The sequence below is a fragment of the Roseibium sp. genome, assembly GCF_965229775.1.
Taxonomy (GTDB): Bacteria; Pseudomonadota; Alphaproteobacteria; order Rhizobiales; family Stappiaceae; genus Roseibium.
In genome coordinates this window covers 738,063-753,872 of record NZ_OZ245929.1, presented here as the reverse complement: position 1 = coordinate 753,872, position 15,810 = coordinate 738,063, and the positions used below count along the sequence as shown (strand labels likewise).

General features: G+C 61.4%; 15 protein-coding genes. 10 read left to right on the top strand and 5 right to left on the bottom strand.

The window, feature by feature from the left end; genetic code table 11:
* Nucleotides 1–13: 13 nt before the first annotated feature.
* The 4 genes from ACO07N_RS03235 to hemA form a co-directional block, all read right to left on the bottom strand.
* Complete coding sequence (locus tag ACO07N_RS03235; RefSeq protein ID WP_421979649.1) at nt 14–1,624, bottom strand: glutamate synthase-related protein; 1,611 nt, start codon at nt 1,622–1,624, stop codon at nt 14–16.
* 72 nt (nt 1,625–1,696) lie between these two features.
* Entirely contained in the window at nt 1,697–2,947 is a 1,251-nt protein-coding gene (locus ACO07N_RS03230) for a cation:proton antiporter (protein WP_421979648.1), read from the bottom strand.
* 159 nt (nt 2,948–3,106) lie between these two features.
* Complete coding sequence (locus ACO07N_RS03225; RefSeq protein WP_421979647.1) at nt 3,107–3,841, bottom strand: DUF1194 domain-containing protein; 735 nt, start codon at nt 3,839–3,841, stop codon at nt 3,107–3,109.
* Nucleotides 3,842–4,027: 186 nt separating this feature from the next.
* The gene (gene hemA, locus ACO07N_RS03220) at nt 4,028–5,245 is read right to left on the bottom strand and encodes a 5-aminolevulinate synthase (RefSeq protein WP_421979646.1); all 1,218 of its coding nucleotides are present in this window, start codon (nt 5,243–5,245) and stop codon (nt 4,028–4,030) included.
* Nucleotides 5,246–5,581: 336 nt separating this feature from the next.
* On the opposite strand from hemA, the gene ACO07N_RS03215 reads away from it, so the two are divergent.
* The 5 genes from ACO07N_RS03215 to ACO07N_RS03195 are packed head-to-tail and all read left to right on the top strand — an operon-like array spanning nt 5,582 to nt 9,333.
* Complete coding sequence (locus tag ACO07N_RS03215; protein WP_421979645.1) at nt 5,582–6,208, top strand: TetR/AcrR family transcriptional regulator; 627 nt, start codon at nt 5,582–5,584, stop codon at nt 6,206–6,208.
* Nucleotides 6,205–6,990, top strand: a complete 786-nt coding sequence (locus ACO07N_RS03210) for an enoyl-CoA hydratase/isomerase family protein (RefSeq protein WP_421979644.1) — start codon at nt 6,205–6,207, stop codon at nt 6,988–6,990. Before ACO07N_RS03215 ends, ACO07N_RS03210 begins: the two co-directional genes overlap by 4 nt.
* Nucleotides 6,991–7,030: 40 nt before the next feature.
* Nucleotides 7,031–8,572 (top strand): AMP-binding protein, encoded by a 1,542-nt coding sequence (locus ACO07N_RS03205; RefSeq protein WP_421979643.1) that lies wholly within the window; start codon nt 7,031–7,033, stop codon nt 8,570–8,572.
* A gap of 3 nt (nt 8,573–8,575) precedes the next feature.
* Entirely contained in the window at nt 8,576–8,965 is a 390-nt protein-coding gene (locus ACO07N_RS03200) for a MaoC family dehydratase (protein WP_421979642.1), read from the top strand.
* The gene (locus tag ACO07N_RS03195) at nt 8,965–9,333 is read left to right on the top strand and encodes a phosphate acetyltransferase (protein WP_421979641.1); all 369 of its coding nucleotides are present in this window, start codon (nt 8,965–8,967) and stop codon (nt 9,331–9,333) included. The genes ACO07N_RS03200 and ACO07N_RS03195 overlap by 1 nt, the downstream gene beginning before the upstream one ends.
* Before the next feature lie 274 nt (nt 9,334–9,607).
* Here ACO07N_RS03195 and ACO07N_RS03190 read toward each other — a convergent pair whose 3' ends face one another.
* Complete coding sequence (locus tag ACO07N_RS03190; RefSeq protein WP_421979640.1) at nt 9,608–9,997, bottom strand: DUF427 domain-containing protein; 390 nt, start codon at nt 9,995–9,997, stop codon at nt 9,608–9,610.
* Nucleotides 9,998–10,177: 180 nt separating this feature from the next.
* Between ACO07N_RS03190 and ACO07N_RS03185 the strand changes: the two genes are divergently transcribed.
* The 5 genes from ACO07N_RS03185 (at nt 10,178) to ACO07N_RS03165 (ending at nt 15,810) form a co-directional block, all read left to right on the top strand.
* Entirely contained in the window at nt 10,178–10,465 is a 288-nt protein-coding gene (locus tag ACO07N_RS03185; protein WP_421979639.1) for a hypothetical protein, read from the top strand.
* Nucleotides 10,458–11,717 (top strand): glycerate kinase type-2 family protein, encoded by a 1,260-nt coding sequence (locus tag ACO07N_RS03180; RefSeq protein WP_421979638.1) that lies wholly within the window; start codon nt 10,458–10,460, stop codon nt 11,715–11,717. The genes ACO07N_RS03185 and ACO07N_RS03180 overlap by 8 nt, the downstream gene beginning before the upstream one ends.
* 30 nt (nt 11,718–11,747) lie before the next feature.
* A complete protein-coding gene (locus ACO07N_RS03175) occupies nt 11,748–12,929 on the top strand; it encodes a GAK system CofD-like protein (protein ID WP_421979637.1) in 1,182 nt (393 codons plus the stop codon).
* A 20-nt stretch (nt 12,930–12,949) separates the two neighbouring features.
* Complete coding sequence (locus tag ACO07N_RS03170; protein WP_421979636.1) at nt 12,950–13,321, top strand: VOC family protein; 372 nt, start codon at nt 12,950–12,952, stop codon at nt 13,319–13,321.
* A gap of 1,382 nt (nt 13,322–14,703) precedes the next feature.
* A complete protein-coding gene (locus ACO07N_RS03165; protein WP_421979635.1) occupies nt 14,704–15,810 on the top strand; it encodes a LacI family DNA-binding transcriptional regulator in 1,107 nt (368 codons plus the stop codon).

Below are 15,810 nucleotides of genomic sequence, written 5' to 3'. Positions count from 1 at the left end.
CTTTCTGACCGGGTCAGGCAACACCGCCATAGGCGACGCCCGACAGGTCGGACATTTCCCGCTTCCAGGTGGTCAGGTCGTCCGGGTTGAATTCGTTCAGGTGCGCGTAGCCGCAGGCGCGCGCCATCACCTGCATCAGTTCCACCGACGCGTCGAAAAAGTTGGTGAGCTGGCGGGCGGACTTTTCGACCTGAATGCGGCTGACCAGATGCGGCTTCTGGGTCGCGATACCGACCGGGCAGTTGTTGGTGTGGCAGGCGCGCATGGCGATGCAGCCGATGGCCTGCATGGCCGCATTGGAGACCGCAATGGCGTCCGCGCCGAGCGCCATTGCCTTCACGAAGTCGGCCGGTTTGCGCAGGCCCCCCGTGATCACCAGGCTGACGTCCGACCTTCCGGATTTGTCCAGGTGGCGGCGCGCCCTGGCAAGAGCCGGAATGGTCGGGACGGAAATGTTGTCACGGAAAATGATGGGGGCCGCGCCGGTGCCGCCACCGCGCCCGTCCAGGATGATGTAGTCGACGCCGATTTCCAGCGCCGCGTCAATGTCCTTCTCGATATGCTGCGCTGACAGCTTGTAGCCGATCGGAATGCCGCCGGTCCGGGTGCGCACTTCGTCGGCGAAGTCCTTGACTTCGGAGACGTCGGTCCAGTCCGGGAAACGGGGCGGCGAGATCGCGTCGGTGCCTTCCTGCAGGCCGCGCACCTCGGCGATCTTTCCCTTGACCTTGGCCCCCGGCAGGTGACCGCCGGTTCCCGTCTTGGCACCCTGACCGCCCTTGAAATGGAAGGCCTGAACCCGGTCGAGCTTTTCCCAGTCGAAGCCGAAACGGGCCGAGGCGAGTTCATAGAAATAGCGGGAATTGGCTTCCTGTTCCTCCGGCAGCATGCCGCCTTCTCCGGAACATATCCCGGTGCCGGCGAGCTCCGCGCCGCGGGCAAGCGCCACCTTGGCCGGCTCGGACAGCGCACCGAAGCTCATGTCGGACACGAAGAGCGGGATTTTCAGGCGGAGCGGTTTTTGTGCATTGGGTCCGATGACGACGTCGGTTCCGACCGGATCATCGTCTAGAAGCGGAAAGCGCTGCAGCTGCGCAGTCAGGATCTGGATGTCGTCCCAGTCGGGCAGCTGGGTGCGGGGCACACCCATTGCATCGACCCGGCCATGGTGACCGGTCTTGCTCAGGCCGTCGCGCGCATATTGCTGGATCAGGCCGTTGTAAGGTTCTTCCTCCGTGCCGTGGCTGGTGTCGGCATAAAGGCCCAGGTACCGATCGCGCTGAAACGGCTGCGGGTTGTCCTTCGCCCAGGCCGCGATCTCGTCCTCATCGACCAGAACCTCGTCCCCTTCGATCCAGCTCTTGAACTTGGGCAGGGCCTCGGAATTGTTGTATTCGGAAACGCCGCTGTCGACACGGTAGTCCCAGTAGTGGACACCGCAAATGAGATTGTCCCCCTGGACGTAGCCATCGGACATCAGCGCGCCGCGATGCAGGCACCGGCCGTAAAAGACGGACACCTCTTCATCGAAGCGGACGACCACCAGATCGACATCCGCGACAAGGGCGTATTGCGGGTCGCGGTCCGGCAGGGCGCTCAAGGTGGCTACAGCGTGTTTTTTCATTTTTTCCCCCGGCTAACGGCTTCTGATTCTTTGTGAAACCTTGGCTGATATTCTGGTGTTTTCTTGGGTTAATTAGTGTTTGGCTGCCCCTTCCGGGCGCATTGGCGGGACGGCGGCCATCTCCGCGGCGTCTTCGTCGTCCGACATGCGCGCACCATACCACCTGGCGAACGGAACGGCGGTCACGCCATGCAGCACGGCGCTGATCCAGACCGCGTTGACGGCAAGGTTCAACAGATATTCGCCGATGTCATGATCGATCTGGTCGACCACGAGAAGGGCGAACAGGGCGGTGGCGAGGCCTCTCGGCCCGAACCAGCCGAAGAACAGTTTCGTCACCGGGGCGGCATCCGTTCCCGACAGCGACAGCCAGACGGCGAGCGGGCGGACAACAAACAGGCTGGTCAGGATGATCGCCAGCATGCCGGTATCCAGATGCGCGATAGCGCCCGGCAGCAAGGCAAGGCCGATCAGGAAGAACGCCCCCCAGGCGAGCATCTGGCCTTCGTTTTCGGTGAATTCGTAGATGAAGGCGCACTGGCCCTTGATGATGTTGCCGAAGCACAGGCCGGCAACGAAGGCGGAGATGAAGCCGTTGCCGTCCAAAAGACCGGCAGCGAGATAGGCCGCGCCCGCCATGGCGATGGCGCCGATGCCTTCGATCGTCACGGAGGTCATCTTGCGGCGCTTGGCGGCAAGGAACAGATAGCCGCCGACAAGCCCCATGATGCCGCCGACGAGCGGCCCGAAGATCAGCTGTTTCGCGCCAAAGACCAGCCAGTTGGTGGCGTCCTGATGCATCACTTCGGCTGTCAGGCTGGCAAACAGCAGAATGACCGGCAGGGCGAGGCCGTCATTCAGTCCACTTTCGAGGGTGAGCGCACGGCGAACCCTTTCCGGTACGGCCTCGTTTGTGACGACAGCCTGACCGAGGGCCGCATCCGTCGGGGCGAGCAGGGCAGCGGCCAGCGCGGCGACGATCAGCGGGTAGGATGTCATGAACGGTGCGGCAGCGGCCGTGCCGATCACGACGGCAAGCGGCAGGCCGACAAGCAGCATCCGGAGCGGCCACTGATGGCGTTCGCGAAGCGCGCGCAGATTGATCTGAGCAGCGTCCAGGAACAGCAGGATGATCAGGGCAAGCTCGGCAACAATGTGCAGAAGATGTTCAGCTTCGGCGAAGGGCATCAGGCCTGTCTGGGCCATGACATAACCGAAACCGATAAAGAGGATCGGGGCGGTCAGAATTCCGTTCGACAGCGTTTTCGCCAGCAGCGTGTAGCAGACCGTAAACATCGCCAGCATCAAAAGACCGGTGGCCATTACGTTCTCTCTCCCGAAGCCCACGCGATACAAATGCAGACGGCTGCCCCCTGATTCAAATCATAAGCAGATGACACTGCCGTGTGGCAATCGTGAATTTACCGAAGGGGAGAATTGTGATTGACGCCGGTTGCAGCATTGCAGAATTGCTGCCGCGCTTCAGTCCGCGCGGGCAAGCCGCAACAGGATGCGCTCCGCATCTTCCGGCCTGGCGGCGATCTCGAGAATGAGTTTCTTGCGCACGGCATCCGCAAAGGTTGCCGCGCTGTCGGCGGTGACGACGAAGGCGGCAGGGCCGCCGATGATCTCGTCGTAAAACCTCTGTTCCAGATCGTATGAGACCGGACGCCCGGAGCAGTGACGGCAGAGGACGGCAAGACCGTTGATGACGATGCCCGAACCGACCACGATGTCCCTCGCCTCGCGGATCGGCGGGCCGTTCCAGTTGTTGGCGCTGTCCGCCGAAAGATCGATCACGCGGCGCAGACCCGTGTAGTCGTTCGTGTCGATGAGTTCCTTGCCCTTCAGAAGTGCCGCGCCGATGGCGTTGCGTCCATAGGCCTGTCTCGGCGCTTCCATGAGCCTGGCGGCAAAGTCGTCTGCCGAGGCCTTCCCGTCGATCACCGTCCAGTCAACCACCACATCCTGCGAGAACATGTCGGCCCATTCGACATAGGTGACGACAATCTTGCCATAGGCATTGCCCGCGATGGCATTCAAGACGGACGGATCGGTGATGGCGGCGGCATATCCGGCGCGCTGAAAGCGGATTTCGGCTTCATCGATCGAACCGGTGGCGTCTGCAAGGAGAACGAGTTCGAGGTCGAGTTCCTCGGAAACCGAAGGCGTCACGAAGAGCAAAAGCCAGGCAACAACAATGCACGCGATTCTCATATTTCCGCTCCCCGAAAACAGGCTCCTCGATGAAAGCTAGGGCAGCGATGCGAAAAGAGAAAGCCCGCTGGCATCACCGAAAAGGCGGCACAGGCCTGTTCGGCGCCCGGCCGCTTGCTTTTGCGCAAAAAGAAACCCGCCCCATCGGGGCGGGCAGGATGTACCTTCGGGAGGAGAAGGAACCGGTCAGGCGACCGCGCGGGCGAGCGCGCATTGCGACCAAAGATCGTTGATTGAATCGGCCAGATGCTCGATATCGGCTGCCGTGTGAAGCGGGGTCGGCGTGAAGCGCAGACGTTCCGTGCCGACCGGAACGGTCGGGTAGTTGATCGGCTGCACGTAGATGCCATAGGTCTCCAGCAGGATGTCGGAAATCCATTTGCATTTCTTGGCATCGCCGACCATCACCGGCACGATGTGGCTCGGGTTTTCCATGTGCGGGATGCCACGCTTGTCGAGCGCCGCGCGCAGCTGTTCCACCCGGTCCTTGTGCGCCTTGCGCTCGAACGGGCTTTCCTTCAGATGCTTGATCGATGCGGTCGCGCCGGCGGCAAGTGCCGGCGGCAGCGCGGTGGTGAAGATGAAGCCGGAGGCAAAGGAACGGATGAAATCGACAACCGTTCTGCTGCCGGTGATGTAGCCGCCCATGACGCCGAAAGCCTTGCCGAGCGTGCCTTCGATGATCGTCAGCCGGTCCATCAGGCCTTCGCGTTCGGCAACACCGCCGCCGCGCGCGCCGTACATGCCGACAGCGTGGACTTCATCAAGATAGGTGATCGCGCCAAACTTGTCCGCGACGTCACAGATTTCCCGGATCGGGGCAATGTCGCCGTCCATGGAATAGACGCTTTCGAAGGCGACCATCTTGGGCGCGTCCGGATCGTCGGCTGCCATCAGCCGTTCCAGGTCTTCATAGTCGTTGTGCTTGAAGATGCGTTTTTCGCAGCGGGCGTGGCGGATACCCTCGATCATGGAGGCGTGGTTCAGCGAGTCGGAATAGACGATCATGCCAGGAACCTGGGACGCCAGAGTTCCGAGGGCGGCCCAGTTGGACACGTAGCCCGACGTGAAGATCAGCGCGGCTTCCTTGGCGTGCAGGTCCGCAAGCTCCTGCTCGAGAAGTACGTGGTAATGGTTGGTACCGGAAATGTTGCGTGTACCACCGGCACCGGCGCCGCACTTGGCAATGACGTCCTGCATCGCACCGACAATCTTTTCATGCTGGCCCATGCCGAGATAGTCATTGGAGCACCAGACTGTCACATCCTGTGTGGACCCGTCCTCACGGTAGCGTGTCGCACGCGGAAAATTTCCGGACTGGCGTTCGAGATCGGCGAAGACCCGGTAGTTCCCATTGTCATGAAGTTTGCCAAGGCGCTCTTCAAGATAGGCGTTCACGTCCATAATACCGGTCCTCTGCTCCGCCCGCTTCGGCCAGCGCGCGCCTCTCAATCATTCCCCAGCCGTTTTTTCGCGTCACGGCGGTTGAGCGTCAGTTCCCCTAACGCATGGCGTTTCCGGGCACCTTTAAGATATTCTAAACTGCATAATCAGGCAAATCGCCTTGATCAAGGTCAAACAGGGGTGATGCGTCCAAAAGTCATAGAACATCACGTCACGAGACCATATCCTCGCCGTCCCGAACAGAAACGCGGACGCTTCGTGTACGGCAAGAAGACAGTTGCTTTCGCGTTCGAAACATGAATACTGATTCATGTTTCATTTTTCAGGAGCGCGGGTGTGACAAATCCGGCCGGCAATGCAGCCATGTCCCAACGGACGCCTTTCAACCAACCGAAGACGGCGCGCGGCGAAGCGACGAAGAAGGCCATACTGTCCGCCGCGGAGCGCGTGATCGGCGCCCGGGGCTACAACGATGCGTCCATCGGGCAGATTACCAGTGAAGCGGGGGTCGCCCAAGGCACGTTCTATATTTATTTCAAGACCAAGGAAGAGGTCTTTTCGGAGCTGGTTCTGGAAATGGGCCGGCTTGTGCGCCACACGATTTCCGACGCGACACAGGCGATCTCGAACAGGCTGCAAGCGGAGCAGGCCGGCCTGACGGCCTTTCTCGAATTCGTTCAGGCGCATCCCGACCTTTACCGTATCGTCCAGGAAGCCCAGTTCGTCGATCCGGACGCTTACCGGGAGTATTACGGCGCTTTTGCAGACGGATACCGCAGCGGCCTGAAGGAGGCTGCCGAAGCCGGTCAGATTTCGGAAGGAGATCCCGACACACGCGCCTGGGCGCTCATGGGCATCGCGCGTGCGCTTGGCGAACAAATTGTCGTGTTCGGGAACAAGACGCCCATACCCGACCTTGTCGACACTGCCTATGACCTGATCGCGAACGGGCTCAAGCCGTGACCGCCAGAACCGGACAGGTCGTCCTTGAAGAAGGCGGCGGCGCGGTCTGGGTCCGCCTGAATCGCCCTGGCCGTCACAATGCGCTCGTTCCGGAACTGGTTGCCGAGCTTGAGGCAGCTCTCGATCGTGCAGCCGAAATAAAACCTGCTGCGCTCGTTCTCACGGGCAATGGTGCCAGCTTCTCGACCGGTGGTGACCTTGCGGGCTTTCTCGCACATGCCGGCTCACGACAAGCGCTTCTGGACTATGCCGACAAACTTGTCGGCGGTCTGCACGAGGTTGTCTTGAAGCTGCTTTCCTTTCCCGCGCCCGTTCTGGCTGCGGTCAACGGCCCGGTGACCGGCGGGGCGACGGGTCTCGTTCTTGCAGCCGACATGGCGGCGATGGCAGAGCATTCCTTCATCCAGCCCTATTATTCATCCGTCGGGTTCGCGCCCGACGGCGGCTGGACGGCGCTGTTGCCGGACCGGATCGGCACCGCGAAAACGCTCCAGATCCAGTACCTGAACGAACGGGTGACTGCTGCCGAGGCGCACGCGCTGGGCCTGGTTTCGTCCGTCTGCCCGCAACCGGAGCTCAAAGCCGTTGTCGAAGGCTGGCTGAACGGCCTGACAGCGGGGTCCGCGTCAACGCATGCCGTCACCCGGGCAAATGTCTGGGATGCCGCGCGGCTTGACACGGTCCGGGCGCGGCTTGACCAGGAAAAGGCAAGGTTTCTGGAGCTGATCGTTCAGCCGGACACGCTCGCCGGCATGAAAGCATTCCTGCAACGGCGTGCATGATGATTTCACCTGATCCGAACACCACGTGCCAGGAGGACACATGGAGTTTCTGACCGACATGGCCGCAAAGCGGGCCGAGCTGGCACCCGATGCCGTCGCCTTCTTTGACTTGGACAGCGGCCGGTTCTATTCGTTCCGGAACATCAACGAGCGGGCGAACCGCCTGGGCAATTTCCTGCTCGGCGCCGGATTGCGGCAGGGCGACCGCTTTGCCGTGCTCTGCCTCAATCATCCGGATTTCTTCGTGTTGCTGTTCGCGGCACAGAAGACCGGAATTCTGCTGGTGCCGCTCAACTGGCGGCAACCGGTTGCCGAACTCGGGCCGATCCTCGAAGCTTCGCACGCCCGCGTGATGTTTGCCGACGAGGCCCACATGGAAACGGCGCGCGGGCTTGCGGGAAACAGCGGGATCGATCTGCTGCCGATGGGGGCTGCGGCTGGAGGTGCGAGCGCACTGGATGATCTTCTGGATGCGGTCGATCCGTCGCCCGTCGGCAATGGGCAGATCGACGCGAGTGCTCCCTGGTATCTGCTTTTTACCTCCGGAACGACGGGTCTTCCGAAGGCGGTCATTCAAACGGCGGGCATGGCCTACGCCAACATGATCAATTATTGCCAGGCAACCGGCCTCGGCGTTGGCGAAAAGGGTGTCAACTTCCTGCCGCTGTTTCATACCGCCGGGATCAACCTGCCGACCCTGCCGATCTTCTTGAATGGGGGGTCTTCAACCCTCCTGCGCAAGTTCGATCCGGACCAGGTCCTCGACCTGATCGACGATGGCCAGGTCACCTGTTTCTTCGGTGTGCCGGCGATCTATCAGGCGCTTGCCCTGTCACCGAAGATCGGGGACACCAACTTCTCGCGGGTCCGTTCGCTCGGCTGCGGCGGGGCGCCCGTCCCGAAACACCTGCTTGTCGATTTCCAGGCGCGCGGGGTGACGATCTGCAACGGCATGGGCATGACCGAAACCGGGCCCACCGTGTTCCTGATGGACACGGGGCATGCAGCCGCCAAAATCGGGTCGGTCGGAAAGCCGCAGATCCTGACGGATGTCCGGCTGGCGGCGTCCGACGGACGCATCGTTGAAGGCGCGGGCGAGGGGGAGGTCCAGTTCCGCGGCCCGAACATCACGCCCGGATATATGGACAACAGGCGGGCAACTTCCGAAACATTCACCGAGGACGGCTGGCTGAAATCCGGCGACATCGCCCGGCGGGATGCGGACGGCTACTATTACATCGTCGACCGGATCAAGGACATGTACATCTCCGGCGGCGAGAACGTCTATCCGGCCGAAGTGGAAAAGGTGCTTGACGGCCACCCGGCGATCCTGGAAGCGGTCGTCATTGGTGTTCCGGATGACAGGTGGGGGGAAGTCGGAGCCGCGTTCCTGGTGCCGCGTCCCGGTGAGATCCTGGATACCGGCGGGCTGGCGGACTGGTGCCGGGCGCAGCTGGCGCCCTACAAGATCCCGAAGAGCTTTACCGTCACGGAAGACCTGCCGCGCACGGCGGCGGGCAAGGTCCGGAAGAATGTCCTGAAGGAGGCACATTCAGCGACGTCCATTCAGGAGGATGTGTGAGCGATGACCCTTGCCTTTGAAAAACCATCTGCCACCGTTTTCACCTGGACACCGACCCAAGGCGATTTCGATGCCTTTGCGAGACTGTCCGGTGATGACAATCCGATCCATGTCGATCCCGTGTTCTCGGCACGCACGCGGTTCGGCCGCACGGTGTCACATGGCATGCTGCTCTACACCCGCGCTTTCGCCTGCCTGGAAACACTCTACCCCGGCCGGCGACACGAGGTGCAAACCCTGATGTTTCCCAATCCGTCCTATGCCGGCGAGGAACTGGCGCTTTCCTTTGCCGAGGACCCTGATCAACCGGGTCTGGTGCTGATCGAAATCAGCAGGACCGCCGACCGCGCCGTGACGCTTTCGGGAACCTGCAAGATCGGGGAGCCGGCCTGATGCTGGAAATCGGAGCGAAAAAAGAGATCACGCGCACCTATACCGACGAGGACATGCGTGATTTTGCCGTGCTGGCGGGGGATCTGGCAAGCGTACCGACATCGGTTCCCGGGCCGTTGATCGGCGGGCTGTTTTCCTACCTGCTTGGTGTGGAGCTGCCGGGCCGGGGAACCAATTATCTGAAACAGAGCCTCGAGTTTCTCGCACCCGCACCGGTCGGCCAAGCGCTCACGGCTTCGGTCACGGTGTCCCGGCTGCGCCCCGAAAAGCACCTGGTCGATCTTGAGACCGTGTGCTCCACACCGGACGGAACCCGGATCTGCCAGGGCCGGGCACTGGTCTATGTCGAGGATGTGGGAAAAGACTAGGGTACGGACTCATAAATGAAGTCAATTTGGTTTGGATCGTTTTGACCAACTGCGAGAAGCGAAAGTGCAGGAAATGTGGTTCATTTTCAAGCCTTTCGCGACGTGGCAGATGGCCAAAACAGCCAAATCCGAAGGACGGCAAAATGGCTTCACCTCGCAGCGTCATCGCGCTTGACCGGGCATAAAGCCCGCTCTGCGCACGCTTCCTCGCAAGATTTTGCCATTTCTGCCGCCAATCGGCTTCATTTATGGGACCGTACCCTAGGGTACGGGCTTATTCGCCCTCGACCAGCCGGGTTTTCGATGGCCAAAAGGCGTGATGCCCCCTGAGTTGCCGGGTCATCGGGATCGGGTCCTGGTAAACCCAGCCGATTTCCTCGCCGGCCAGCGACACATAGCTGGCATCGCCCTTGATCGGGCAATGGGTGGATTTTTGCACCGGGTCCAGAGATGCAACGATATCTTCCGCCGGGAAATAGACGACCGGGTCATACACCGACTTGCCCAGTTCCATCACCCTGAGCGCGCTGGTACTGTCGGCGAGCAGGGTGTCGCCTGCATAAACGCGCATGCGCCGTGGGGCCGTCTTGATGACCATCATGTGGTCGGAATTGTCCGGATTTCTGATCGCGTCCCTGAGGGCGGCGATGGATGTGTCTGACATTAGGGCACTCCTTTCCGGTCAAAGGTGTGGTCGGACACCCGGCTTGGCAATCCCGATTCCTGAAACGGGCCGGTGCGAAAATGCACGAATATGCCGTCTTTGACGCTGACCGGAACAAATTGACGCTAAATCAGCCTTGAAAATTGTCCCAAAACAGGTCTCTAGGGTACGGACCCATAAATGAAGCCGATTTGGCGGCAGAAATGGCAAAACCGCGCGAGGAAGCGTGTGCAGAGCGGGCTTTTTGCCCGGTCAAGCACGGTGACGCTGCGAGGAACAGCCATTTTGCCGTCCTTCGGATTTGGCCGTTTTGACCATCTGCTGCGTCGCGAAAGGCTTGAAAATGAACCACATTTCCTGCGCTTTCGCTCCTCGCAATTGGTCAAAACGATCCAAACCAAATTGACTTCATTTATGGGTCCGTACCCTAACCGTGCGAAACCTGAGAGGTGCATTCCTGATGAGTGAGCAGCCGGAAGATATCCTGCGCAATCTGTTCCAGCGGGCTGTCGAGGTGGCCGATCCGATGAAAAGCCTTGCCGCCTTCCTGCCTGATAAGCCGGAAGGGCGGGTCACCGTGATCGGGGCCGGCAAGGCGTCGGCGCGCATGGCCGAGGCCGTCGAGGCGGCATGGGGTCCGTGCAGCGGTCTTGTCATCACACGATATGGGTATGGACGTCCGTGCCAGGGCATCGAGATTGTCGAGGCGGCCCACCCGGTGCCGGACGAAGCGGGTCTCACCGCAACGCGCCGCATGCTCGACCTTGTTCAGGGGCTGGGCGAAGACGACTTCGTGCTGGCGCTGATATCGGGCGGCGCCTCCGCCCTGCTGACCGCCCCGGCGGGTGACATCAGCCTTTCCGAAAAGCAAGAGGTCAACCAGGCGCTGTTGAGTTCCGGCGCGCCGATCGGCCAGATGAACAAGGTGCGCAAGCACCTGAGCGCGGTCAAGGGCGGCCAGCTCGCGGCATCGGCCCATCCGGCGAAAATGCTGGCGCTGTTGCTGTCGGACGTGCCCGGCGACGATCCCGCAGAGATCGGCTCGGGGCCGACAGTCGGCGATGACAGTTCGTCCGCGGACGCAGCGGCGATCCTGGAGCGCTGGCAGATCGATGTGCCCTCTTCCGTTACAGCGGTTCTGTCCGGAGCGTCCGGCGTTTTGCTTCCGGACCATGACAGGCTGTCCCGTGTGACGAACACGATCTTTGCCGCGCCGTCCCAGTCCCTTGAGTCGGCGAAGGACCTTGCCGAGGGGCTCGGCTGCGACGTTGAAATTCTCGGGGACGCGCTCGAAGGGGAAGCCAGGGAGGTTGCACGTGCTCATGCGCAACTTGCGCTGGAGCATCACAAGCAGCGCCAGGGCTCCGGCCGGCCATTGCTGCTTCTGTCGGGCGGCGAGCTGACGGTAACCCGCAACGGCAAAGGCGTCGGTGGACCGAATGCGGAATATGCGCTTGCCCTGGCGCTCGCGCTTCAAGGGGCATCCGGCATTCACGCGATCGCCTGCGATACGGATGGCGTTGACGGGGCCGCAGAGGTTGCCGGCGCCGTTATCGGGCCGGACACGCTGGCAAAGGCTGCTGCGCGCGGCGTTTCCGCTTCGGATGCACTGGCGGACAACGACGCTCACAGCTTCTTCGAAAAGATCGGCGACCAGGTTGTTACCGGGCCGACATTGACAAATGTGAACGATTTCCGTGCGATATGGATTGGGGAATGACATGATCCGACGCTGAGGCCTGACCCTGAAATGTCCGAAGTGACCATCACGCGCGCCGTGCGCATGCCGGACCCGTTTCGTATCGAACGGTTTCTGTCCAACCCGAAGCTCGGACCGCGTCTTCTGTTTTTCAGTGGCGGTTCCGCGCTGAACGGCGTTTCGCAATGCTTGAAACGCTACACGCACAATTCCATCCACCTGGTGACACCGTTCGACTCCGGCGGCAGTTCGCAAGGGCTGCGCGTTGCCTTCGACATGCCGGCCATCGGCGACCTCAGAAGCCGGATGATGGCGCTTGCCGACGAGACCGTGCTCGGTCACCCGGACGTTTTCCGCCTGTTCACGCACCGGTTCGCCAAGTCGGCCAATGACGCCGATCTGCAGGGTGAACTGGACAGCATGATCGGTGGAACGCACACGCTGGTAGAGGCCATCGAACAGCCGATGCGCACGCTGATCCAGAACCAGCTGGGCATGTTCCGCGCCGCCTGTCCGAAGACGTTCGACCTGCGCGGGGCAAGCATCGGCAATCTCATTCTGGCGGGTGGTTATCTCAACCAGAACCAGCACCTGGAGCCGATCATCTTCCTCGTGTCCAAGCTTGTGGGCGTGCAGGGGACGGTGCGCGCGGTCACCGACGACAATCTGCATCTCGGCGCTGATCTCGCCAACGGAAACACCGTCATCGGGCAGCACCTGATGACAGGCAAGGAACACGCGGAACTGACGTCTCCGATCCGGGATCTGTTCCTGAACCACGGGCTTACCGACAGATCACCGGCAGAAAGCCGTTTTCCGGATCGCAACCGCACGCTCGTGCAGTCCGCGGATCTGATCTGCTTCGCGCCGGGGAGCTTTTACACCAGCCTTGTAGCCAATCTCCTGCCCAGGGGTGTCGGCAGGGCGGTGGCGTCACGCACGGTTCCGAAAGTCTATGTGCCAAGCCTCGGCAGGGACCCGGAAACGGCTAACCTGACCCTCGCCGACAAGGTGCACACGCTTCTGAGCTATCTTCACCGGGATGCCGGTGCGGAGTGCCCTGCGCACAAGCTGCTCAATTTCGTGATCGTCGACAGCAGCGTACCTGACAGCGAAACGGCGGAGGTCCGCGCACGGGGCATTTCGGTGCTCAGACTTGACCTGGTCAGCAAGACATCGGCACCCTTCTACGACCCGGCACCGCTCTGTGAGGCCCTGGTCTCCCTGGCGTGAGGACAGAAGGAGGATCGGAGATGGTTCAATCAGCGAAAATCGACGGCATCGGAGGGGTCTTCTTCAAGAGCAAAGATCCGGACCGGCAGGCCGCGTTCTACAAGAAACACTTCGACATCAACATGGGGACCTGGCTGCACCAGAATGCGGGCCCCTCCGTGTTTGCTGCGTTCAAGGAGGACACGTCCTATTTCGGGCCCGCCGAGAACCGGTTCATGATCAATCTGCGCGTCAATGATATCGACGCCCTGATGACGAGCCTGCGTGCCGATGGCGTGACCGAACTCGGCTACGACGACGAGGAATACGGCCGCTTCTTCCGCTTTCTCGACCCGGAAGGCAATGGGGTCGAACTCTGGCAGCCGCCGGAAGGTGAGCTGCCTGAGGAGTAGGTTTGCTCTGACACCCGGATTGAGCAATGACGCGCCTTCGGCGCGAAATTCATCTGGTTTCCGGATCGGCGTGCAGCTTGCGCTGCACTTGTCCGGAATGACGATGGGGAACCGTCACACTCTCCTTCGTCACCCCGGGCGAGCAAAGTGAGACCCGGGGCCGGAGAGGCAAGGCGCAGCGGTGCGGAGATCACTTAAACATAAAGACTTCTGCCTCACCGACCCCGGATCTGCGCTGACGCTTGTCCGGGGTGACGGTCGAGAGACTGACGTAGTCAGTGCGGCTGTCCAAACGCCAAGCTGAACCAGATAGCCTCCTTGCAAAGCCGGCCTCATCCTGAGGAAGGCCGCAGGCCTGTCTCGAAGGAGCGGTCGCACGGATCTGCTCTGACGTCGATCGGTCAATACGGCGCTCTCGTGCTTCTAGAGGGTGTGGGCGCTGCGTCGGCGCGGCCAATCTCTTTCCGTGTCATCCCGGACGCAGCGGAGCGGAGATCCGGGATCCACGCGTTTCCACAGGCTTGATTGCTATGCGCACGGCGGCCTCCCAAGCCAGGCAGTCGCCGGTCCATCTTGTGGCACCGTGGATTGGCTCCCGGACTTGTCGTCCCGGTTTGCCGCGCAAGCGGCAAGACCGGGAGCCAGTACGCCGTGTGGCTGAAGTTGGAAGTAGGAGGAGCGACAAGAGGTTACTGGTTCCCTGCCTTCCGCTGCGCTTCAGCAGGGATGACAAATCTATGTTTGCGGGCTCGCCGTATGAGACACATTTCGCGCATAAACTGGTTATGCCGTGGCATCCATGCCGTTTGGCTTCCGTTTTGCAATTGTTTTCCATGTGGCGGTACCAGGGCACGAATTGCCCGATCACGTCTGGCAATGACGGCGGCGGGGGATTGCATCTGCACGCTCGTTCGCCATCCCGGACGCAGCGTAGCGGAGATCCGGGATCCATTCGTTTCCACAGGCTTGATTGCTATGCGCACGGCGGCCTCCCAAGCCAGGCAGTCGCCGGTCCATCTTGTGGCACCGTGGATTGGCTCCCGGACCAGGTCCGGGATGACACCGTGGAAACCGTCTATGTCCTGGCACAACGCGCCCGGTCTTCCCCGGGATGACGGGGCCGTAAACAGGCCTCCCGTGTACTGGAACGCCTGATTACGCAGGGGCGTTGCGTGGCAGGCCGTACCTTCTCCGAAACCAATTTGAGCGGTGTTTTGCTTTAACGCCAACGTGTTCCCGCATTGCGAAATAAATCTTTTCTGTTTCCGAAACCGATTTTGTTGACTTCCGAAACCGGTTTTGGAACACTTTCCGTTAATAAATCGCGCCATTCGCAATTGGCGGCGAATAAGTCTGGGGCCGGGTGCCCCGTGGGAGGAATGATGTCGCGACTTCGTGGTTCCGTGACAATTGACGACGTGGCCCGCCATGTCGGCGTTGCCAAGGGAACCGTTTCGCGCGTCCTCAACAACTACACCGATATTTCCGCTGACACCCGCAAACGCATCCTGAAAGCGGTTCAGGATCTCGGCTATCAGCCTTCGGCGACGGCGCGGAACCTGAAGCGCGGGCGGCAGGACACGCTCGGTATCATCATTCCGGTCGGCCACGGCAATGGTGCGGATCCGTTTCTGGCGGAATTCATCGACGGCATCGCGCGCGCGCTCGATGAACTGGGGCTCGATCTTCTGGTGACCACCGCCCATTCGCGCGATCACGTCACTGCAACGCTCAAGCGGCTGATCGCGCGGCGCAAGGTCGACGGCTTCATCGTCACGCGGACGGAGGTCGAAGATCCGCGCATCGCCTATCTTCAGGAACAGAACTTTCCCTTCGTGGCGCACGGGCGCACGCGCGATCCGTCCGGCTATGCCTGGTTCGACATCGACAACGAAGAGACCTTTGCAACGGGTGCACGGCACCTTTACAGCCTCGGCCACGAGCGGATCGGTTTCATCGGCGGGCCGCTGGAGCTGAATTTCGCACGGCAGCGGCTGGAAGGATACCGGCAGGGCCTCGAAGCGCTGGGCGTTGCCCATGACAGCGAACTGGAAACCCTGCAGCCGGTCGGCGAAAAGGGCGGCATTGCGGGTGCCAGGGCTCTGCTGTCGGCAAAGGCACCCCCGACGGCCATCCTGTGCGCCACGGATGCGCTGGCGATCGGCGCCATTCAGTGCTGCAGAACGCTTGGGCTGACGCCGGGCGCAGACGTGACGGTGATTGGGTATGACGGCCTGCCGGCGGGCGAATATGTCGACCCGCCGCTGACGACTTTCACACAGAGTGCACAGGAAGCAGGCGGACGCGTGGCCCGCATGCTCATCGATGTTCTCGACGGCAAGGCGCCGCATGAATTGCAGGCGCTGGCCAAGGCAAAACTCATCCGGCGCGCCTCGGACGGCGCGCCGACCATGACGTCGGAGGCGCTGGCAGGCGTGCTCCGTGACCGGCTGAACGAACAGCCACTTTCCGGCAGTAAGGGAGAATGA

What these genes read in the sequence shown, in the direction of transcription:
- ACO07N_RS03205 (WP_421979643.1), top strand. Translation starts at nt 7,031, where the DNA reads ATGGAGTTTCTGACCGACATGGCCGCAAAGCGGGCCGAGCTGGCACCC.
- ACO07N_RS03180 (WP_421979638.1), top strand. Translation starts at nt 10,458, where the DNA reads ATGAGTGAGCAGCCGGAAGATATCCTGCGCAATCTGTTCCAGCGGGCT.
- ACO07N_RS03195 (WP_421979641.1), top strand. Translation starts at nt 8,965, where the DNA reads ATGCTGGAAATCGGAGCGAAAAAAGAGATCACGCGCACCTATACCGAC.
- hemA (WP_421979646.1), bottom strand. Translation starts at nt 5,245, where the DNA reads ATGGACGTGAACGCCTATCTTGAAGAGCGCCTTGGCAAACTTCATGAC.
- ACO07N_RS03230 (WP_421979648.1), bottom strand. Translation starts at nt 2,947, where the DNA reads ATGGCCACCGGTCTTTTGATGCTGGCGATGTTTACGGTCTGCTACACG.
- ACO07N_RS03175 (WP_421979637.1), top strand. Translation starts at nt 11,748, where the DNA reads ATGTCCGAAGTGACCATCACGCGCGCCGTGCGCATGCCGGACCCGTTT.
- ACO07N_RS03235 (WP_421979649.1), bottom strand. Translation starts at nt 1,624, where the DNA reads ATGAAAAAACACGCTGTAGCCACCTTGAGCGCCCTGCCGGACCGCGAC.
- ACO07N_RS03200 (WP_421979642.1), top strand. Translation starts at nt 8,576, where the DNA reads ATGACCCTTGCCTTTGAAAAACCATCTGCCACCGTTTTCACCTGGACA.
- ACO07N_RS03170 (WP_421979636.1), top strand. Translation starts at nt 12,950, where the DNA reads ATGGTTCAATCAGCGAAAATCGACGGCATCGGAGGGGTCTTCTTCAAG.
- ACO07N_RS03225 (WP_421979647.1), bottom strand. Translation starts at nt 3,841, where the DNA reads ATGAGAATCGCGTGCATTGTTGTTGCCTGGCTTTTGCTCTTCGTGACG.
- ACO07N_RS03165 (WP_421979635.1), top strand. Translation starts at nt 14,704, where the DNA reads ATGTCGCGACTTCGTGGTTCCGTGACAATTGACGACGTGGCCCGCCAT.
- ACO07N_RS03190 (WP_421979640.1), bottom strand. Translation starts at nt 9,997, where the DNA reads ATGTCAGACACATCCATCGCCGCCCTCAGGGACGCGATCAGAAATCCG.
- ACO07N_RS03185 (WP_421979639.1), top strand. Translation starts at nt 10,178, where the DNA reads ATGAAGCCGATTTGGCGGCAGAAATGGCAAAACCGCGCGAGGAAGCGT.